Here is a 19,464-nt window from a genome sequence, read left to right as displayed (position 1 = left end):
GAATAGTCGCGGAAAGTCTGATTCCGAGTCTACCCAGTCCAGCCAATCGAAGGGGGACCGGCGGCCGCGGGTCCGGGCGGGAAGACAGCGGGATCAAGGGGTCGGCTCCGTCGTTGAGCCACTGACGGGGGCCGCGCGCGGCCCCCGTCGTGTGGGCCTAGCGGCTGCCGGGGCCCCGGGCTGCCGTGTACTCGCCCGCGGTGACGGTGCCCTGCTCCTGCGCCCCGTCGAGAGTCCCGTCGCCCAGGCCCGCCCCGACGTCGGCCGTTCCGCCGGTGTAGACGGTGTAGTCCTCGCCGTCCCTGATCTCGAACGAGGAGTAGACCAGGGACGCGGTCATCTTCGCCGTCACGAACGTGGCCACGACGTTGCCGCTGGTGTCTGCCAGCTGGATGGTCGTTCCGGCGGCAACAGCCGTGCCGAAGGTCAGCTGGACGCCCGACTGCGAGGACGATGTTCCCGGCGTCACCGCCATGCCCGCGCTGCCGGCCGCCGCGACCGTGCCGCCCGTGACTGCCAGTTCTCCGTTGACGTCCAGCGCGCCGTTGCCGTCGTTGCTGGGTCCGTTGACGACGACGGTGCCGCCGGAGATGCTGGCGTTGCCGTTGGAGTCCAGCCCATCGCCCTGTGAGTTGATGGTGAGAGTTCCGCCGCTGATGTCAACGGAGTAGTCGCCGACAGTTTGCCGCCTCCCATCCCGCCGCCCGGGCCCGCTGCCTGGCCGGCCTGGGTGCCGGTGCTTGAACTTCCGCCGGACGCGTTGACCCCGTCGTCCCCGGCGCCGACGGTCAGTGTTCCTCCGCTGACCAGGAGCCAGCCGCGGCCCTCGTCGGTCTCGTTGTCCGCTTTCACCCCGTCCCCGCCGGCGGTGACGGTGTACGCGCCGTCCAGCAGGACGGTGTAGTCCTTGCCCCGGATGCCGTCGTCCGCCGCGTTCACGGTCACATTGCCCGCGGCCAGGACGAGGCCGTCCTTCGAGACGATGCCGTCGTTGTACCGGCCGCTAACCGTCAGGGAGCCGCCGCCGGCGATGGTCAGGTCGGCCATGGAATAGAGCGCGGCGTTGGGGGAGTCCTCGCCCTGGTCCGCGTAATCGGCGGCGTCCTGCAGCGCATTGGCGGAGCCGTCCGCGAGGTAGACAAGGGCCTCGTTGGCGCTCTGGACCACAAACGGGGAACCCGTGGAGCTGCTGAGGTACACGCCGTCCAGAATGACGCGCACCAGGTCCTCCTCTCCGGCAGCGACCACGACCTGGCCGTCGGACAGTCCGCCGGCGAGCCGGTACGTGCCGGCGGCGCTGATGGTGACCGTGTCGCCGTCGACCTTGACAGCGTCCGACGACGAGCCGGCCGCCACCGAGCTGGCACCGTCCGCGAGCGTCACGCCCACCTCCCCGGCGGTGTCCCAGCTCAGGTCGTCGGCGTCAAAGTGGGTGTCCTCGTCCACCGATGCGACGGTCAGGGCCTGGGCTCCCGATGCCAACGCCGTCCCGGCCTGTCCGGTGGATGCGGCGGTGCCGGGCACCGAGCAGCCGGCCAGCGAGACGGCGAGCGCCATGGCGGCGACGGAAAAAGAAGGGGTCAGTCGGTCGGTGCCGGGGTCAGATGCAGGCTCCGGCCGAGCGTGCTGTGCCAGCGGTTGACCGGCAGCTCCGGGCAGAGGGCGGCCATGCCGGTGGCGAACTTGGAGATGCGGCTGGGCCGGACGCCGTTGGCCCAGAGATACCGGTCCAGCGGTCCGGCGGCGGAGCCCGACTTGGTCTCGAGCACCATGGACCCGTCCAGGAGCCAGGCGGGCTGCCCCGGGCGCTGCCAGGACGGCTTCGTCCAGGGTGGCCCGGCTGCCGGAACCCGGCAGGAACAGTGTGGTGCGCCGGTAGCGGGTCTCGAGCACCGGGCCCAGCGGTCCGGCCGGGACCGACCCGACGGCGGCGGCAAGCGTCTCGTTGACGTAGGTGAGGCCTTCGGCGGTGATCCGGCTCCGGTCGGCCGGGGCGTAAGGGATGCGTTCCTTGACCGTGGCCTCGCGGCCGCCTTCCGTTTTCACTTCCAGGAAGCTTGCGTCGCTGTCGACGTAGGTCCGGGTGCGGACCTTGAAGCGGCGCCGCCGGCCCCTGGCTGCCAGCAGATAGCTGTCCCGCTGCGGCGTGTCGAAGTACACGGAGTCGTACTCGAAGGTCCGCAGCCCGTCCATCTCGAGAATCCGGACGCCGGAGTCCAGCGAGGCGAGCAGCTGTTTGGCCTGCAGGACGGGGATCACGTATTTGCGGTCCACCCTGGTCTGCAGGGCCGCCGCGGTGTTCAGTTCTTCCAGCCCCACGGCCGGCAGGTGCCGCAGGCCCGCTGAGATGGCCGCGTTCATGCCGCGCCTGCCGTGGCCGGGGCCAGGTCCTGCCGGGACAGGTCCCCGTGGGTGTCGGCGAGGAGGGACCCGGCTGCGGGGGTGAATGTCTGCGGGGCTCTCGCCGGGCGGTAGGCGTAGCGGACGTCAACGATCGTCTTGTCATTGACAAGGTCCAGTTCCTGCACGGTGGCCGAGTGGACCGTGCCGTGGAGGACTTCCTCGAGCCGGGCGTGCAGTTCGCTGTCCGCGGCGATGGCACGGTCCAGGATGACGGTCTGGTGGCGGTAGGCCGGCAGGACCCGGGGGTGGTCACCGACGAACATCACCAGGAGGATCAGGGCCATCAGTGCCAGCGGGAGCCACACCGGCTCGATCCCGAGTCCCGCAATGAGGCCCAGGGCCAGGGCGGAGAAGTAGTAGGCCACCTCGTGCTGGGCCAGTTCGGTGGAGCGGAGCCGGATGATGGAGAGGACGCCGAAGAGGCCCAGGCCCAGGCCGATGCCGGCGGCCGAGCCGGAGAGTGCGACGGCCACGGCCATGACGCCGACGTTCATGCCGAGGTAGGACACCACAAGGTCCCGGCGCAGGTACAGGGCGAAGGTCAGGACGGTGATGGCGGCCAGGTCGGCGGCGATGAGAACAAGGGGTGTCATGGGGGTGCTCCGGAATCAGTGGGTGGATTGGTCCCTACGATTCCCGGCGGGGCTGTGCGGGAACTGTGCCGGGACCATGGCTGGGATATGAGTTGCGGATGTTGCACCTGTGGCGTGTGTTGCGCTCGCGGTGACCGCGGTGACCGAGGTCGCAGCCGGCAAGGTGTCTGCCGGGTTCGTGCTGTGCGGTGGGCCTGCCGCCGGTGCGGAAGCGATAGTGTGTTCTGGGATTACCAGCCACGCGAAAGGGCAGACGTTGATGACTGCTGAACTACCGGAGCTTGCCGAGGGCGACTTCTACTACGAGGTACTGGGCGGCGGGCGTTTCCGCTCCACCATCCACGCGCAGGGCGCCTGGAATGAGCACGAGCAGCACATGGCTCCCGCCTCCGGCATCATGGCCGACTGCCTGGACCGGCATGAGCCGCGCGACGACATGCGGATGGCGCGCCTGAGCTACGAGATTCTTGGCCTTATTCCCGGCGGCGAGTTCGAGGTCGTCACCACGACCCTCCGCCCGGGCCGGACGATCGAACTGGTGCAGGCCGAGCTGACCGCTGGCGGCCGCACCGCGATCCGCGCCACGGCGTGGCGGATGATCACCTCCGACACCAGCGCCATCGCGGCATTTGAGGATCCCAGGATTCCCGCGCCGGAGGACTGCGAACCCTACGACGCCGCGAGCATCTGGCCGGGCGGCTACATCGCATCCCTCGAAATGCGGATTGCCGCCGGGCACCGCGCCGGGTCGGGCACGGTCTGGCTGCACACCGGGCATCCGCTGACGGACCGGAAGGACAGCAGCGACCTCGCCCGGCTCGTCGGCCTGGTGGACACCGCCAACGGCATTGCCGCCCGCGTTCCCCCGGGCAAGGGCAGTTACTCCTTCCCCAATCTGGACCTCCAGATCCACATGTACCGGCGCCCCGAAGGGGAGTGGCTGGGGCTGGACAACGAGGTGTCCTTCGGCACGGACGGGATCGGACTGACCTCGACCGTGCTCCACGACCTCACCGGCCCGTTCGGCCGCGCCGAGCAGATCCTGACGCTCCGGAAGTCGTAGGGCTCAGCCGGTCCCGCCGGTCGTTCCGCGGCGGCCGGTTCCGATCGCTAGTGGAAGACGAGCCAGCCGACCACGGTTGCCAGGCCCGTCAGCACGGCCCCCCAGGCGATGTCCGCGACCACGATAATGAGCGGCCAGTTTTTCAGGGTCGCGGCGTTGGTGAGGTCATAGGTGGCGTAGGCGAAGGTGCCCAGCGCCGCGCCGTACCCGAGCGCCGTGAGCCAGCTGCCGCCGTCGAGCGCCGGCCGGAGGGCGAAGAAGACGATCCCCGCGATGTACAGGACATAGAAGGCGACGGCGTACCCTAGATGGGGCTTGTCCGCCATGAGGTGCCCCAGATGGCGCCGGTAGAACTTGCTCATCGACTTGAGCCACACGGAATCTATAACGGCGAACGCGGCGGCTACAACGAGGAACTGCAAAATGACCATAGGGGAGCATAACAACATGCCGGAGGCCGCAGGCGCAGCGCGGACGCTGACGATATTCCGCCAGGAGGCATCCCTGGGCGCCGCCGCGGACCTGGACCTCGCCCTGGAGCTGCTACGGAAGGTCAAAACGGGCGGTGTGGGCCCCATGATCCGGCTGTACCGGCCCGCGCCCACCGTTGCCTTCGGGCAGCGGGACACGCACCTGCCGGGTTTTGACGCCGCCGCGCAGGCCTGCCGCGAACTGGGCTTCGAACCGCTGGTCCGCAAGGCGGGGGGACGCGCCGCCGCGTACCACCAGGGGACCCTGGTGATCGATCACCTGGAACCGGACACGGATGCGATCGCCGGGGCCAAGCGGCGGTTTTCCTTCTTCGGCGAGCTGCTGGCCAGTGCCCTGCGCAGCGCCGGCGTCGACGCCGCGGTGGGGGAGATCCCCGGCGAGTACTGCCCCGGAGAATTCAGTGTCCACGGCCAGGACCCGGAGTTTCCGCAGCACCAGCTCAAGCTGATCGGCACGGCCCAGCGGGTGGTCGCCGGCGGCTGGCTGTTCAGCTCCGTCATCGTGGTGGAGAACTCGGCCCCGATCCGCGCGGTGCTGGAGGCCAGTTACGCCGCCCTCGGCCTGGACTGGGACCCGGCCACGGCGGGCGCCGTCAATGATCTCGTCCCGCACCTGGACGTGGACGCCATCGAGGCGGCCGTGATCGGCACCTACGCCCGCTACGCCACCCTGGCCTACGGCGACTTCGGCAGCCTGCTCGGCTGAGACGAACACGAGCCAGGAAGACGATATACCTCTAGCTGGCAGCTGGTCCGCCCGCGCCGGCAGAACAGTTCGACGGGACAAAGCCTCTTGCGCCGCGGGGTCGTTTCCAGATGGAATTCGGACAGGCGCCACCGATGGCGGTTGGGCCCGCCCTTACGGCAAACGGGAGGGCCATCGTGAGTGAGATCGAGGGAGCCTCCATGGAGAAGTCAGCACGAAAGCTCGCGGCGGGCCTGCTGGTTGCGTCGTTCGGCGTGATCGGTTCGGCCCTACCGGCTGCTGCGCAGCCGGGTCCGGGGCCGGGTCGCGAGTTCGGACAACATGTGGTCGCGTGCAACGACCACTTCAGCGGCGAGCACAACCCGGGTGTCCACCATCGCGGGTTCTCCGGATGGCAAATGCACGACGACTGCGATTGACTGCCGCTGCAACAGGAGTCCGAAGAGAACGGGCCGGCGGCCAGCGGGGATAACGGTCCGGGGACCACGCTGGGGCGGGCTCATGGGCGGCGATGGTGTCTTCAGAGTCGCGGCCGGCTCGGCCCCCCTGGCGCCCCACAGGAATGGGCGCCCGGGGAGGACAGCTGTGTCACGGGCAGGTTGGGGCTGTGGTCCGGACCGGTTCCCGGACCGCCGGCGGGGAATGAGGCATCGGTTGATCCGCAGGCGCAACCCACCGAGTGAAGGCGCCGGCCTGACCGGTGACCACTCCTCCCACGCACATCCGCGCTCGGGCCCCGACGCCGGGACGGTTCCGGCGCGGACCGTCCCGGGCAGGCTCCACGCGCTGTGGCACACGGTCGTCGGAGCAGTGGGTCTGACGATGGGCCTCCTTCCGCACGTTCTGCACCACATCGGGCTGCTCGCCGGCACCGCACTGGTGGCCGGATCCGGCGGCACCGCGTTGTTCGGGGCACTGGGGCTTCTGGCGTCCATTCCCATGCTGGTCCGCCTCCACCGCCGGTTCGGCAGCTGGGTCGCGCCGGCTCTGGGACTACTGGTATTCGCCGGCATGTTCTCCCTGTCCGCGTTTGTTAGCCGCGGCTGCGGGGTGGCAGGTCATCCAGGAGACGTCCGGGCTGCGGGTCCTCGTCGCGGGCCTCGCTCCCGGAGCCTCCGCCGAGGGGGTGCGGACTGCCGTAGCCGCCGCGCTCGAGGACGCCGGTGTAGTGGACACCCGTGTGGAGGTTCACCCTGTTGAACGCGTTGAACGGACCGCTTTGGGGAAGGCACCCTTCGTGCGAGGGCTGCCGGGCCGGCGATGACAAGGCCCTCCTGCTGAACGCAACCCCTACAGGTGTGTGGGGGTATTGGGGGAGTCGGCGAAGAGCAAAACGACGATCGAGCGGCCCCGAATAAAAGGCTCCTCGAGTACGCGCTGCGCCTATTCATCCCACAAGGCAACGGCTGCTTGCCCTAGTGAGCCGTCCCGGCGGCAGGACGGTCTCTGCCTTGCCTGCCGCCCAAAGGTGATCGAAACACTGCGGCAGCCCCGGTGGGAGTCGCCGGCCGCGAACAAATCCGGATGGAGCTGGTACCTCCGGTCCCCACAGGGGCCCAGACGACGGCCAACAGTTGCAGGGAGCCCGTGACAACGCCGGTAAACGGGCCCCTGCTGCGAGTCAGTTAGTGGCCCCGGGCGAGCCATTCCTGAAGCTGCGGCGCCTCGGCGCCGACCGTCGTCGGATCGCCGTGGCCGGTCCGCACCACGGTGTCCGCCGGCAGGGTCAGCAGCCGGGCCTTGATGGACTCGATGATCGTGGGGAAATCGCTGTAGGACCGGCCCGTGGCGCCCGGACCGCCCTGGAACAGGGTGTCGCCGCTGAACACGGTGCCCTCGCTCTCGAGGGAGAAGCACATGGAGCCGGGGGAATGTCCCGGCGTGTGCAGCGCCACGAGCCGTGCGCCGGCGACGTCGAAGGAGTCCCCGTCCTCGATGGCGTGGTCCGGTTCGGTTCCCGGGAACACCCGCTCCCAGAGCATCCAGTCCTCGCGGTTGAGGTACACGGGCGCGTTGACGCGCTGGCGGACCTCGCCCACGGCGGCGATGTGGTCATCGTGGCCGTGCGTGAGCAGGATCGCGGTGACCTTGCGGCCGGCGACCGCAGCCTCGACGGCGTCGGGGTCGTGCGCCGGGTCGATGACAACGCATTCGGCGTCGTTGCCCACGATCCAGACGTTGTTGTCGACGTCCCAGGTGCCGCCGTCGAGCGAGAAGGTGCCCGAGGTGACCAGCCGGTCGATCCGGAGGCCGTTCACAGGCCCGGCGCTCACAGTTCCACGACCGAGCGCAGCACTGAGCCGGAGTGCATCTTGTCGAAGGCTTCCTCGATCTGGTCGATCGTGATCCGCTCCGTGACGAAGGCATCCAGGTCCAGCTTGCCCTGCCGGTAGAGGTCGATCAGCATGGGGAAGTCCCGCGAGGGGAGGCAGTCGCCGTACCACGAGGACTTGAGCGAGCCGCCGCGGCCGAACACGTCCAGCAGCGGCAGTTCCAGGGTCATCTCAGGGCTGGGAACGCCCACGAGGACCACGGTGCCGGCGAGGTCGCGGGCGTAGAACGCCTGCTTGTACGTCTCGGGACGACCGACGGCGTCGATCACGACGTCGGCGCCGAAGCCGCCGGTCAGTTCGCGGATCGCCTCGACCGGGTCGACGGCGGAGGAGTCCACGGTGTGGGTGGCGCCGAGGTCCCTGGCGCGCTCAAGCTTCTTCGGGTCAATGTCGACGGCGATCACCGTGGTGGCGCCGGCGAGCGCGGCGCCTGCGACGGCTGCCACGCCCACGCCGCCGCAGCCGATGACGGCGACGGAATCGCCGCGCTTGACGTTTCCGGTGTTGATGGCCGCGCCGATGCCTGCCATAACGCCGCAGCCAAGCAGGCCGATCGCGGCCGGGTCAGCCTCGGGGTCCACCTTGGTGCACTGACCGGCCGCGACGAGGGTTTTCTCGGCGAAGGCGCCGATGCCGAGCGCCGCGGTGAGTTCGGTGCCGTCCTCGAGCGTCATCTTCTGGGCGGCGTTGTGCGTGTTGAAGCAGTACTGCGGCTGGCCCTTGGCGCAGGCACGGCATTCGCCGCAGACGGCGCGCCAGTTCAGCACCACACGGTCGCCCGGGGCCACCTCGGTGACGTCCGGGCCCACGGCGCTGACGATACCGGTGGCCTCGTGGCCGAGCAGGAACGGGAAGTCGTCGTTGATGGCGCCCTGCTTGTAGTGCAGGTCGGTGTGACAGACACCGCAGGTGAGAATGTCCACCAGGGCCTCGCCGGGTCCGGGATCCGGGACCAGGATGGTCTCCAGGGTGACGGGTGCTCCCTTGGAGCGGACTACTGCGCCTTTGACTTTATGGACCATGGAAATAGCTCCTCTGCTCGGTCGCGGTTCTGGCCGCAAACACTCTTGTCTCAAGACTTCTGTCACGCAAGACTTCGCTCACGCAAGATTCTGCCGTACAACGCGGTGCGGCGCGGCCCCCCGTGGGTGGCCGCGCCGTCGTCGTCATCTGTTCAGGGGTGTGCCTTAGGCCGCGAGGCGGCTCTTGACCTCGGCGGCGGAGGGGTTGGTGGCGGCGGTGCCGTCCGGGAACAGCACGGTGGGAACGGTGCGGTTGCCTCCGTTGAGCTTCTCCACGAGATCTGCGGTGCCGTCCACTTCTTCGATGTTGATCTCGGTGTACCCGATGCCCTGGGCGTCCAGCTGCTTCTTCAGGCGGTTGCAGTAGCCGCACCAGGTGGTCGAAAACATGGTGATGGTGCCAGATTCGGGGGTGAAGTCCACGAAGTTCTCCTCAAGCTGGTTGACGGCGCGCGTCGGCAGCGCCGATTGCGACAAAAAATCGTACATTACTGCCAATAACCGTAACCCGCGCACCGGTATTCCCGCAGGGCGGGCGCGGTCACAGGCGGATGATGGTCTCGCCCTCATCCGCGGGGGCTTCGAAGCCGGCCAGAAACTTGTCCAGGTAGTCCGGTCCGACCGGCGCTGAGTTGGGTCCCGGGTCCAGCTGACGCAGCGCAAGACGCCGGAGCAGTTCGTCCCGGGGTACGTCCAGATACACGAGTTGCCAAGCGCCGCCGTGGGCGGTGATGACCGCTTTGTATTCATCGCGCCGCTGGCGGGACCAGAAGGAAAGGTCGACGACGACGTCGAGGCCTTCTGCCATCAGGTCCACGAGGCGGGAACGCACCTGTCGTTCCACCGCGAGCGTGAAGTCGAAGTACTCCGGGGTGCCGAAGCGGGCCGCCAGGGCCCGGTCCAGGCGCCACATCTCCTCGTCAACGGAGAGGCGGACGTACCCGGTACGTTCGAGCGTCTTCGCGTAGCTGGTCTTGCCCGAGCCGGGCACTCCACACATCAGCACCACGGTCGCAGTCTTTGCCATGCACGGAGTCTAGGGGACGGTGTGATTGGGGGAGTGAACACGCAGGACGCCACGGCGGATGACAGGGATTGGGCGCGGTGGCATGCTGGTGCCATGTGTGGACGCTACGTGATGGCCCGGGCCGTCGGAGACCTGCTGGCCGAGTTCGACGCGGAACTCGAGGAGGAGATCGCGGTTCCGCCGTCGTGGAATGTCGCCCCGACGGCGGACGTGCCGATCCTGCTCGAACGGCTGGTGGACGGGGAGCCGGTCCGCCAGCTTCACCTCGCGCGCTGGGGACTGGTGCCCTCCTGGGCCAAGGACCCGCGGATCGGCTCGAAGATGATCAACGCCCGCAGCGAGAGCGTGCTGGAGAAGCCGGCGTTCCGGAAAGCCACCCGGGCCCGTCGCTGCGCGGTGCCCGCCGACGGCTACTACGAATGGAAGGGCGAAGGCCGCGGCAAGCAGCCCTACTACGTGCACCCGAGGGACGGCCGCCCGATCGTCTTCGCCGGACTCTACGAATGGTGGAAGGACCCGTCCAAGGCCGAGGACGACCCGGAGCGCTGGCTGCTCTCGACGTCGATTATGACCACTGACTCGCCGCCGGAAGGCTATGCCGGGGGAATGCTGGCCGAACTCACGGCCCTGCACGACCGGGTTCCTCTGCCGATGGACCGGGGGACGATGCAGGCGTGGCTGGACCCGCAGGCCGACGACGCCGCCGGACTGGTGGATCTGGTCCGTGCCGGGGCGCACGACGTCGCGGAAGGCTGGACGATCGACGCCGTCGGCACCGCCGTCGGAAACGTAAAGAACGACTCCCCGGAACTCATCCAGCCGGTGGGAAGCCTGTTCTAGCCCGAAGCGAACCGCCCGGCGGTGGCGCCGCGCTTAGAGTGTACGGATGAAACGGGCCGTAATCCTTGGTGGCACTGGAGTTCTCGGCCGCGCCATCGCGTGGCGGCTCATCAAGGGCGGGTGGGCAGTGGACGTGACCGGCCGCGATGGCCGCAGGATGCCAGCGGGCCTCGCGGATGCGGGAGTGCGCTTTTTCGCCTCCGATCCTCGGCCGCACGAGAGACTGGCCGTCGCTTCCGGGACACGCCCGGTCCTGTCCGCCGGCCTCCCCGGCGCGAAGGTACCGTCGAGCGCATGATGATCTGGATCAACGGAACCTTCGGCGTGGGGAAGACGACCGCTGGTACGGCGCTCGTGGAGCGGCGTCCTGCTCTGCGGCACTTTGATCCTGAGGTGGTCGGCTACATGCTCGCGCACAGCTTGGAGGACCAGGCATTCACCGACTTCCAGGACTTGCCCGGGTGGCGCGCCTTGGTCCCGGCTACTGCAGTGGCCATCCGCCGGCAGACCGGACAACACCTCGTGGCGGCACAGACCGTGTTGCGGCAGGAATACTGGGGAGAACTGAAAGCGACGTTCAGCGGCCTCGGCGAGCAGATATTCCATGTCGTGCTGGACGCGGACGAAGCCAGCCTTCGGCACCGGATTGAGAATGATCAGCTGGAGTTAACCGGCAGGCAGTGGCGGCTGGACCACATCGCGGAGTATTCCGCCTCCCGGGACTGGATGATCTCTGGCGCCGACCTGGTCATCGACACGTCCCGACTCACAGCGCAGGACGTTGCCGCCCGCATCTCCGGGGCAATCCCGCCGGAACTTGCGGTTAGGACGGATGGCTAAGGGGGACGGCTGCTCAATCCAAGGGCGCGATCCCGCCGGGAACCTTCTTTCCGTTGCTCCGAAAGCTGCGGGGTGCCGCCGTAGAGACGCGGCACCCCCGCTGTTCGTAGCCCACCGCACACCGGCTCGAAAAGCGTGCCGCCGTGTGCTCCAAGCAACGTTAGCGGCGGCGACGGGCAGCCCAATAGGGTCATTGTGCCCTTGGTCACAATCGGCACCTTCTGCTGAAGCCCATCCGTACAGGGATTTGGTGGCTTCCGTTCCATCCCTCGGTCCAAGGGCGAGGGTAGGATGCCGCCCAGGGGCGCGGTGCCGGATCCGCCCGCACCAGCCCGGCAGGGGGACTTTGACGTGAAGATCAACTATTCGATTCGGGAGGCAGTCCACAGCGACGCTCCGGACTTTGCGTCTTCCCAGATCCTGGCCTGGCGTGCGGCCTACGCAGGAATTCTTGATGCCGGCTATCTTGCAGGAATGGACGTCGAGCGGCTCACCCAGGGTTGGGCCGGGATCCTCGGGGATACCGATCAGAGCGTCCGCCGTCTGGCCGTGACAGTCGGGGGCGCTGCGGTGGGCTGGTCCGGATTCGGGAGGCCGCGGGATGACATGGCGGAGGGGACCGGGGAACTCCATGCCTTGAACCTCGCGCCGGCGTATTGGTCCCGTGGACTGGGCTCCGAACTGTTCCTGGCGTCGATGGACGGCCTTCGTGCCATGGGCTATGAATGTGCGTATCTCTGGGTCGCTGACGGCAACCACCGCGCCATCCGCTTCTACGAAAGGCATGGCTGGTGCCGGGGTGGCGAAACCAAGCAGGATGCCCGCTTTGACCCGCCGCTGTTGGAACGCCGGCTTTCGGTGACTCTCCGCTAGTTGCCGTTAGAGCGTCACGTTGCCGCCGCCGTCGACCGCCCAGCCGGGATTGAACGCCACTTCCCAGCGGTAGCCGTCGGGATCGGCGAAGTAGCCGGTATAACCGCCCCAGGGCTGCGTCTTCGGCTCGGCGACGATTTGCGCCCCGGCCGTCTGCGCTTCGGCCATGACCCGGTCGACTTCCGCCGCGCTGGCCAGATTGTGGCTCAGCGTGATGCAGGGACGGCCGGTGGGGGGATCAGTGGCGGCTTCGGCCTGCATTTGCCCGGCGTCCCAGAGCGAGAGGATCAGGCCGTGATTGGCCTGGATGAAGAGGACCTCGCCGCGGACTTCCCGGCGCACGGGCCAGCCCAGACCGTCTACATAGAAACTGCGGGAGGCGTCAACACTGCGGACGCCCAGTGAAATTAAATCGACTCGTGGCTGCATCTTTCGATACTGTCATTGACATGTCCACAAATCACGAAAACGATAAAGCTGCCAAGGCCGACCGGGAACAGCTCGCCGCCGTGCGGGTGGCTGTTGACGAGGTGGACGAGCAGATCGTGTCGCTGATCGGACGCCGCGAGCGCCTGATCCGGATCGCCGGGACCCTGAAGTCCGATAGCGCCGAGGTCCGTGCCCCCGGCCGCGTGGAGCGGGTTATCGAGCACGTCCGCGCCACGGCGGAACAGAAGGACATCGACGTCGAACTCGTTGAGAAGACCTACCGGGCCATGATCGACGCCTTCATCACGCTCGAACTGGAAGTCTACAAAGCCAGCTCCTAGGCCCGGGAGCCTAGAGGGATTCCTCCACCGGGACGTTCGCCTGGTAGTCCCGGCCGTCACAGTCGCTGAACGCCGTCATGAGGTGGCCCTTGGCCAGGCCCATGATGGTGCTGATCGGGAAGTACCCGGTAATGGTGTTGCCGGAGTGCTCCACACCCTTGAGGTCAAAGTTCTCTTCCGTGCCGTCGTGGCTGAAGCAGTAGAAGGATACGGCCTCGCCGTTCATGAACTCGATCCCCATTCGTCGCTGGTGGGAGTGATCCGGGGTTGCTGCCACTAGCCCCACAACGTAGGCGCCCTGACCGGGGATATTTCCGTCTATATCGAACTTCGCCACCAAGGACTTGTCCTCGGCGGCGATGCTTACGTGCTTGAGAAGTGCGTTATGGGAGCTCATGGCTCAATCCTGCTACCTGTGCCTGCGTCCGTCCACCCCTGATCTAGGTTTTGCCCCGGCACCGTCGTAGACTGGAGTTGTTCGAATATGTGTTCGAATAGTTACTGGTGAGTTTTTACAGATGGTGTGGTCCGGGAGGCGCGATGGGCATGTTCAGCGAGTCGGTGGACGTCGTCTGCGCACCCTCCGGCCAGCCCTTGGAACTCGACTGGGCCGGCCGCCACTACACCGTCTGTGCGGAACCGGTCCGCTGGTACGAGCGGCGCCAATGGTGGGCGGAAGAACAGCGCGCACCCCTGGGCAGCGGCCCGGGCCTGGTGGACCATGAGATCTGGCGGGTCCAGGTGCGCCGGGCAGATTCCCCCGACCAGGAAAGCCTCACCCTTGACCTGACCCGGCATGTGGGCAGCGGACGCTGGCGCCTGCTGCGGATCCACGATGCCCTGCTTCCCGTCCGGAAGCCCGAATCGGCATGAGTTTCACCCATCTCCATGTCTCCACCGCCTTCAGCGCCCACTACGGGGTCTCCTGGCCGGAGGAGCTGGCCGCCGCCGCGGCCGCGGACGGGGCGACGGCGCTCGCCTGCACCGACCGCGACGGCCTCTACGGGACGGTCAAGCACCTGAAGGCCTGCATGGCGGCGGGGCTGGATCCGATCGTCGGCGTGGACCTTGCGGTCTTTGACGACGACGGCGACCTCCGCACCCAGGTGGGGGGACGCGTCGTCGTGCTGGCCCACGGGAACAACAGCGGCGCCGGCTACCGCGCGCTGTCCCGGCTGATCTCGGATGCCCATGCCCGCACCACGGGCAAGGCCGGGGGAGCGGTGCCCGTCGCCGTGACCCGGGCCGAGCTGGCTTCCCGCACCCTTCACCCGGAAACGCTCAAACCGGTGCTGACCGTGCTGATCGGCCCGGACTCCGACGTCGGACGTGCCATGGGCGGCAGGCGCTACCTGCGCCCCCGCACCCTGTTCAAACGCTGGCTCGATGCCATGCCGCCCGGAACCATCGCCGCCGAGGTGGTCAGCCAGCTCAGCCCGCCCGGGGAACCGCTCAGCACCGCCCACGCGGTGCGGATGCTCAAGCTCGCCGCCGAACACGGGGTTCCGGCCGTGCTGAGCAACGCCGTGCGGTATGTCGCCGAGGACGGAGCGGCCACCGCGGACGTGCTGGATTCCGCCCGCACCCTCAAATCGCTGCCCGAACTCTCCGCCGCCCCGCTGCTCCAGCCCAACGGGCAGGGCTGGCTCAAATCCGCGGCGCAGATGCTCCAGCTGGGCAAGGAGATCATGCACGCCGCCGGGTACGGCGCCGCGGACCTCAAGAACCTGACCGCGCAGACCGAGGCGCTCGCGGACCGTTGCCGGATTGATCCGGTGACGGACATGGGATGGAAACAGCCCGTGGTGCCCGAAGCCTCGGTCATCGGGATCGCCGGGGACGCCCTGATGGAGCTCACCCAGCGCTGTGAGGCAGGCATCAGCCGGCGGTTCCCGGGGATCACCGGCAAACCCGCCGAGGAGCTGCACTCGCGGCTGGGGCACGAGCTGCGGATCATCGACAGCCTGGGCTTCGCAGCCTATTTCCTGACCGTCGCCGAGGTGTCCCGGATGATCCTGGACATGGGAGTCCGGGCGGCGGCCCGCGGCTCGGGGGCCTCCAGCCTGGTCAACTACCTGATCGACGTCAGCCAGGTGAACCCGCTGGAGCACGACCTGATCTTCGAACGCTTCCTCTCCCGGGACCGCGCCACCCTGCCGGACATCGACATCGACGTCGAAAGCGCCGAACGGCACAACGTGTACCGGAGGATTTTTGAGCGCTTCGGCTCCGAGCGCGTCACGCTGATGAGCATGCAAAACGGCTACCGCGCTCGCGGTGCCGTGCGCGACGCCGGCCTGGCCCTGGGCATGGAGGAGGGCGAAATCGGAGACATCGCCAAACAGCTGTGGCGTTTCTCGGCCCGGAACTTCCGCGAGGCCCTCGAGGAGAAGCCCGAGCTGAAGGAATTCGCCGGCCGGGTGGGGCAGCGCGATTTCAGGGAGAACCAGCAGCTGGACCTGCTGGTGGACCTCACCGAACGGCTGGACCGGCTGCCGCGCCACATCTCCATGCACCCCTGCGGGGTGATCCTGGGGGACGCCACCCTGCTGGACCGTACGCCCGTGCAGCCCAGCGGGCTGGGCCTGCCGATGAGCCAGTTCGACAAGCACGACATGGACCCGATGGGCATGCTCAAGCTCGATGTCCTCGGCGTCAGGATGCAAAGCGCCATGGCCTTCGCCGTCCGCGAGGTGATCCGGATTCATCCCTCCAAGGCCGAGGTGGTGGCCGCCGGCGCCCACCCGCGGGGGCCGGACGGGACGGGCCCGGACTACATCGCCGCCGACGGGAAGATCGACCTCAACGCCGTGCCGCTCGACGACGAACCCACCTATGAGCTGATCCGCAGCACCCACACCCTGGGCTGCTTCCAGATCGAATCGCCCGGGCAGCGGGAGCTCATCGGCAAACTCGCCCCCCGGGAGTTCAATGACCTCATCATCGACATCTCCCTGTTCCGGCCGGGGCCGATGAAATCGGACATGGTCCGGCCCTTCCTGGAGCACCGGCACGGCTTCGCGCCCGAGGTCTACCCGCACCCGGACCTCAAACCCGTCCTGAAGGAGACGCACGGCGTCACGGTGTTCCATGAGCAGATCCTGAAGACCTTTGACGTCATGACCGGCTGCGGGCTGGCGCGGGCCGACGAATTCCGCCGCGCCCTCGGCAACGAGGTCCTGGAAGGCAAGGTGGAGGAGTTCTTCCGGAAGGAGGCCCGCTCGCGGGGGTACAGCCCCGAAGTGGTGGACAAGGTCTGGGGGACGCTCAAGGCCTTCGGCAGCTTCGGCTTCTGTAAAGCCCACGGCGCCGCTTTTGCCGTGCCCACCTACCAGTCGGCCTGGCTCAAGACCCACCACCCGGAGGCCTTCCTCGCCGGGCTGTGGGAACACGATCCGGGCATGTATCCCAAGCGGCTCCTGGTGGCAGAGGCCCGGCGGCTGGGGATCCCCATCCTGCCCCTGGACATCAACCGCAGCCAGGCCGAGTACCGGGTGGAGCGCGTGGCCGCCGGCCCGGACCGCGGGAAGCTGGGCATCCGGCTGAGCCTGAACGGCATCTACGGTCTCTCCGGAACCGAGCTGAAACGGATCGTGGCGGGACAGCCCTATGACTCGCTCGCGGACCTGCGGGCCAGGTCCCGGCTAAGCAAACCCAGCATCCAGCGGCTGGCCCAGCTGGGGGCCTTCGACTCCCTGCACCGGGCCTCCGGCGGGACGGCCAACCGCGCGGACCTGGTGCAGCATCTGCAGACCCTGCAAAGCAGGCCGCAGCGGAAAGGCCTCGACGTGATCGAGGGGCAGCTCTCGCTGCCGCTGGGAGACGTCGAACTGAAGAACCTCAAGGCCGGCCTGCCCGCGCCCACCCTGGTGGATACCGTCCGGGCCGAGCTGGACCTGATGGCGGTGGATGTCAGCGACCACCTGATGGCCAGCCACCGGCCGCTGCTGGACCGGCTCGGCGTCACCACCGCGGACCGGCTGCTGGGACTGCGCAACGGCACCGAGGTGCTGGTCGCCGGGGTCCGCGTCGCCACCCAGACCCCTCCCATGCGGGGAGGGCGCCGCGTCGTGTTCATCAGCATCGACGACGGCACGGGCTGCGTGGACTCCGTCTTCTTCCATGAGGCCCAGGAACTGGCCGGGCCGCTGCTGTTCGGCACCCGGCTGCTGCTGATCCGGGGAACCACGCGGCGGACCGGGCCGAGGGGGATCAGCATCAGCGCCAGCATGGCCTGGGACCTGAGCCGCACCGAGACCCTGCCGTTCCCGGTCCCGGCTTCCGGGATCCCGGAGCACCGGGAACCCGAGCCGCCCGGACCGCTGGACGGGATCAGCCGAAACCTCGCCATTACCGGGCTGGGAGGCTGAGCGGCGCGTTGGTTGGCCTCTTCAGAAACCGATAGCATGGACGAGGCTGGCTGTGGTCCCCGTATGCCACAAGCTACGAAGCCTAAACTTTGAATAGGAGACACCCGTGTCAGATGCCCAGCAGATCACCCTTCTCGTCGATGGCGAAGAGACCAAGGTGACTACCGGGACCACCGGCGCGGAACTCTTTTTTGAGCGCCGCGACGTCGTTGTGGCCCGGATCAACGGCGAGCTGAAGGACCTGGACCAGCCGCTGCCCGAGGATGCCACGATCGAGGCCGTCACCATCGACTCCCCGGACGGGCTCAACGTCCTGCGCCACTCCGCCGCTCACGTTATGGCCCAGGCCGTGCAGCAGCTGCGTCCCGACGCCAAGCTGGGCATCGGCCCGTACATCACCGACGGCTTCTACTTCGACTTCGACGTCGAGGAGCCGTTCACGCCGGAAGACCTGAAAACCCTGGAAAAGATGATGCAGAAGATCATCAACCAGAACCAGAAGTTTGTCCGCCGCGTCGTCACCGAGGATGAGGCCCGCGAGGCGATGAAGGACGAGCCGTACAAGCTCGAACTGCTGGGCAAGAAGAACAACGCCGCCGAAGCGGGCGAAGGTGTCAACGTCGAGGTCGGCGCCGGCGACATCACCATCTACGACAACGTGGACCGCAAGAGCGGGGACAGCATCTGGTGCGACCTGTGCCGCGGCCCGCACCTGCCCAACACCAAGCTGATCGCCAACGCCTTCGCGCTGACCCGGTCCTCCGCCGCCTACTGGCTGGGCAACCAGAACAACCAGCAGCTGCAGCGCATCTACGGCACCGCCTGGCCCACCAAGGACGCCCTCAAGGCCTACCAGGAGCGCATCGCCGAGGCCGAACGCCGCGACCACCGCAAGCTCGGCGCCGAACTGGACCTGTTCTCCTTCCCCGACGAGCTGGGCTCCGGCCTGCCGGTGTTCCACCCCAAGGGCGGCATCATCCGCAAGGCCATGGAGGACTACTCCCGCCAGCGCCACGTCGACGCCGGCTACGACTTCGTCTACACGCCGCACATCACCAAGGGCCACCTCTACGAGGTCTCCGGCCACCTGGACTGGTACAAGGAGGGCATGTTCCCGGCGATGCACATCGACGCGGAACTGAACGAGGACGGCACCGTGCGCAAGCCCGGCCAGGACTATTACCTGAAGCCGATGAACTGCCCCATGCACAACCTGATCTTCCGCTCCCGGGGACGGTCCTACCGCGAACTTCCGCTGCGGCTCTTCGAGTTCGGCTCCGTCTACCGCTACGAGAAGTCCGGCGTCGTGCACGGCCTCACCCGGGTGCGCGGCATGACCCAGGACGACGCCCACATCTACTGCACCCGGGAGCAGATGAAGGACGAGCTCACCACCACGCTGAACTTCGTGCTGGGCCTGCTCAAGGACTACGGCCTGGACGACTTCTACCTGGAACTCTCCACCAAGAACCCGGACAAGTTCGTGGGCGACGACGCCGCCTGGGACGAAGCCACCCGCACCCTCGCCGAGGTGGCCGAAGCCTCCGGCCTGGAACTCATCCCCGATCCGGGCGGCGCCGCGTTCTACGGCCCCAAGATCTCCGTCCAGGCCAAGGACGCCCTCGGCCGCACCTGGCAGATGTCCACGATCCAGCTGGACTTCAACCTGCCCGAGCGCTTCGAACTCGAGTTCCAGGCCGCAGACGGCACCCGTCAGCGCCCGGTGATGATCCACCGCGCCCTGTTCGGTTCCGTGGAACGGTTCATGGGAGTCCTCACCGAGCACTACGCCGGCGCCTTCCCGGCCTGGCTGGCCCCCGTCCAGGTGGTCGGCATCCCGGTGGCCGAGGCCTTCAACGACTACATGTTCGACGTCGTGGACCAGCTCAAGGCCGCGGGCATCCGCGCCGAGGTGGACATGTCCTCGGACCGGTTCCCGAAGAAGATCCGCACCGCCAGCAAGGACAAGATCCCCTTCGTGCTGATCGCCGGCGGGGACGACGCCGATGCCGGCGCCGTGTCCTTCCGCTTCCGTGACGGCAGCCAGGACAACGGCGTGCCGGTGGCCGAGGCCGTGCAGCGGATCGTCGACGCTGTCCGCAACCGGACCAGCTAGCGGACAGGGAAGAACCA

The 19,464-nt window shown here is 67.9% G+C and carries 22 protein-coding genes; 11 read left to right on the top strand and 11 right to left on the bottom strand.

The annotated features are described in order from the left end of the window. Nucleotides 1–157: 157 nt before the first annotated feature. The 3 genes from J2W14_RS19025 to J2W14_RS19015 are packed head-to-tail and all read right to left on the bottom strand — an operon-like array spanning nt 158 to nt 2,996. The gene (locus J2W14_RS19025; protein ID WP_307465428.1) at nt 158–475 is read right to left on the bottom strand and encodes a hypothetical protein; all 318 of its coding nucleotides are present in this window, start codon (nt 473–475) and stop codon (nt 158–160) included. Next, entirely contained in the window at nt 466–2,361 is a 1,896-nt protein-coding gene (locus J2W14_RS19020) for a carbohydrate-binding domain-containing protein (RefSeq protein WP_307465426.1), read from the bottom strand. Before J2W14_RS19020 ends, J2W14_RS19025 begins: the two co-directional genes overlap by 10 nt. Beyond that, nucleotides 2,358–2,996, bottom strand: a complete 639-nt coding sequence (locus J2W14_RS19015) for a DUF4956 domain-containing protein (RefSeq protein ID WP_307465424.1) — start codon at nt 2,994–2,996, stop codon at nt 2,358–2,360. Before J2W14_RS19015 ends, J2W14_RS19020 begins: the two co-directional genes overlap by 4 nt. Before the next feature lie 259 nt (nt 2,997–3,255). On the opposite strand from J2W14_RS19015, the gene J2W14_RS19010 reads away from it, so the two are divergent. Then, the gene (locus tag J2W14_RS19010) at nt 3,256–4,059 is read left to right on the top strand and encodes a thioesterase family protein (RefSeq protein ID WP_307465422.1); all 804 of its coding nucleotides are present in this window, start codon (nt 3,256–3,258) and stop codon (nt 4,057–4,059) included. A 47-nt stretch (nt 4,060–4,106) separates the two neighbouring features. On the opposite strand, the gene J2W14_RS19005 is transcribed toward J2W14_RS19010, so the two are convergent. Continuing rightward, nucleotides 4,107–4,490, bottom strand: coding sequence for a DUF2177 family protein (locus J2W14_RS19005; RefSeq protein ID WP_282383559.1), 384 nt, complete (start codon nt 4,488–4,490; stop codon nt 4,107–4,109). Here J2W14_RS19005 and J2W14_RS19000 point away from each other — a divergent pair. Beyond that, nucleotides 4,483–5,256: a lipoate--protein ligase family protein gene (locus J2W14_RS19000; RefSeq protein ID WP_370871353.1), complete on the top strand. Its 774-nt coding sequence runs from the start codon at nt 4,483–4,485 to the stop codon at nt 5,254–5,256. The genes J2W14_RS19005 and J2W14_RS19000 overlap by 8 nt on opposite strands. A gap of 176 nt (nt 5,257–5,432) precedes the next feature. Beyond that, nucleotides 5,433–5,675, top strand: coding sequence for a hypothetical protein (locus J2W14_RS18995; protein ID WP_307465419.1), 243 nt, complete (start codon nt 5,433–5,435; stop codon nt 5,673–5,675). Between the two features lie 614 nt (nt 5,676–6,289). Here J2W14_RS18995 and J2W14_RS18990 read toward each other — a convergent pair. From J2W14_RS18990 to J2W14_RS18970, 5 genes are all read right to left on the bottom strand, one after another. Further along, entirely contained in the window at nt 6,290–6,523 is a 234-nt protein-coding gene (locus tag J2W14_RS18990; protein ID WP_307465418.1) for a hypothetical protein, read from the bottom strand. Nucleotides 6,524–6,881: 358 nt separating this feature from the next. Next, nucleotides 6,882–7,529: an MBL fold metallo-hydrolase gene (locus J2W14_RS18985; protein WP_307465416.1), complete on the bottom strand. Its 648-nt coding sequence runs from the start codon at nt 7,527–7,529 to the stop codon at nt 6,882–6,884. Further along, nucleotides 7,526–8,611 (bottom strand): S-(hydroxymethyl)mycothiol dehydrogenase, encoded by a 1,086-nt coding sequence (locus J2W14_RS18980; RefSeq protein WP_307465413.1) that lies wholly within the window; start codon nt 8,609–8,611, stop codon nt 7,526–7,528. Before J2W14_RS18980 ends, J2W14_RS18985 begins: the two co-directional genes overlap by 4 nt. Before the next feature lie 165 nt (nt 8,612–8,776). Further along, a complete protein-coding gene (locus J2W14_RS18975; RefSeq protein ID WP_056429693.1) occupies nt 8,777–9,034 on the bottom strand; it encodes a mycoredoxin in 258 nt (85 codons plus the stop codon). 118 nt (nt 9,035–9,152) lie between these two features. Then, nucleotides 9,153–9,638, bottom strand: a complete 486-nt coding sequence (locus tag J2W14_RS18970) for an AAA family ATPase (RefSeq protein ID WP_307465411.1) — start codon at nt 9,636–9,638, stop codon at nt 9,153–9,155. Between the two features lie 93 nt (nt 9,639–9,731). On the opposite strand from J2W14_RS18970, the gene J2W14_RS18965 reads away from it, so the two are divergent. The 4 genes from J2W14_RS18965 to J2W14_RS18950 all read left to right on the top strand — a co-directional run bounded on the left by J2W14_RS18965 (nt 9,732) and on the right by J2W14_RS18950 (nt 12,191). Further along, nucleotides 9,732–10,478, top strand: a complete 747-nt coding sequence (locus J2W14_RS18965) for an SOS response-associated peptidase (RefSeq protein ID WP_307465409.1) — start codon at nt 9,732–9,734, stop codon at nt 10,476–10,478. A gap of 46 nt (nt 10,479–10,524) precedes the next feature. Then, nucleotides 10,525–10,776 (top strand): hypothetical protein, encoded by a 252-nt coding sequence (locus tag J2W14_RS18960; RefSeq protein WP_307465408.1) that lies wholly within the window; start codon nt 10,525–10,527, stop codon nt 10,774–10,776. Beyond that, nucleotides 10,773–11,318 carry an AAA family ATPase gene (locus tag J2W14_RS18955; RefSeq protein ID WP_307465405.1) on the top strand — a complete coding sequence of 182 codons (546 nt, stop codon included), beginning with the start codon at nt 10,773–10,775 and terminating at the stop codon, nt 11,316–11,318. The genes J2W14_RS18960 and J2W14_RS18955 overlap by 4 nt, the downstream gene beginning before the upstream one ends. 351 nt (nt 11,319–11,669) lie before the next feature. Then, nucleotides 11,670–12,191 (top strand): GNAT family N-acetyltransferase, encoded by a 522-nt coding sequence (locus tag J2W14_RS18950; protein WP_307465403.1) that lies wholly within the window; start codon nt 11,670–11,672, stop codon nt 12,189–12,191. A 6-nt stretch (nt 12,192–12,197) separates the two neighbouring features. Here J2W14_RS18950 and J2W14_RS18945 read toward each other — a convergent pair whose 3' ends face one another. Beyond that, nucleotides 12,198–12,620, bottom strand: coding sequence for a VOC family protein (locus J2W14_RS18945; RefSeq protein WP_307465399.1), 423 nt, complete (start codon nt 12,618–12,620; stop codon nt 12,198–12,200). Nucleotides 12,621–12,640: 20 nt separating this feature from the next. On the opposite strand from J2W14_RS18945, the gene J2W14_RS18940 reads away from it, so the two are divergent. Further along, a complete protein-coding gene (locus J2W14_RS18940) occupies nt 12,641–12,961 on the top strand; it encodes a chorismate mutase (protein ID WP_307465397.1) in 321 nt (106 codons plus the stop codon). 10 nt (nt 12,962–12,971) lie between these two features. On the opposite strand, the gene J2W14_RS18935 is transcribed toward J2W14_RS18940, so the two are convergent. Continuing rightward, entirely contained in the window at nt 12,972–13,358 is a 387-nt protein-coding gene (locus tag J2W14_RS18935; protein WP_307465395.1) for a hypothetical protein, read from the bottom strand. A gap of 143 nt (nt 13,359–13,501) precedes the next feature. Here J2W14_RS18935 and J2W14_RS18930 point away from each other — a divergent pair, with 143 nt between their 5' ends. The 3 genes from J2W14_RS18930 to thrS all read left to right on the top strand — a co-directional run bounded on the left by J2W14_RS18930 (nt 13,502) and on the right by thrS (nt 19,447). Continuing rightward, complete coding sequence (locus tag J2W14_RS18930; protein ID WP_307465554.1) at nt 13,502–13,834, top strand: DUF6504 family protein; 333 nt, start codon at nt 13,502–13,504, stop codon at nt 13,832–13,834. Next, nucleotides 13,831–17,331, top strand: a complete 3,501-nt coding sequence (locus J2W14_RS18925) for a DNA polymerase III subunit alpha (RefSeq protein ID WP_307465394.1) — start codon at nt 13,831–13,833, stop codon at nt 17,329–17,331. Before J2W14_RS18930 ends, J2W14_RS18925 begins: the two co-directional genes overlap by 4 nt. Before the next feature lie 106 nt (nt 17,332–17,437). Then, entirely contained in the window at nt 17,438–19,447 is a 2,010-nt protein-coding gene (thrS, locus tag J2W14_RS18920) for a threonine--tRNA ligase (protein ID WP_307465393.1), read from the top strand. The last annotated feature ends 17 nt before the right edge of the window (nt 19,448–19,464 follow it).

The sequence above is a fragment of the Pseudarthrobacter oxydans genome, from assembly GCF_030812335.1.
Classification (GTDB): domain Bacteria; phylum Actinomycetota; class Actinomycetes; order Actinomycetales; family Micrococcaceae; genus Arthrobacter; species Arthrobacter oxydans_B.
This window is presented reverse-complemented; position numbering and strand designations above follow the sequence as displayed.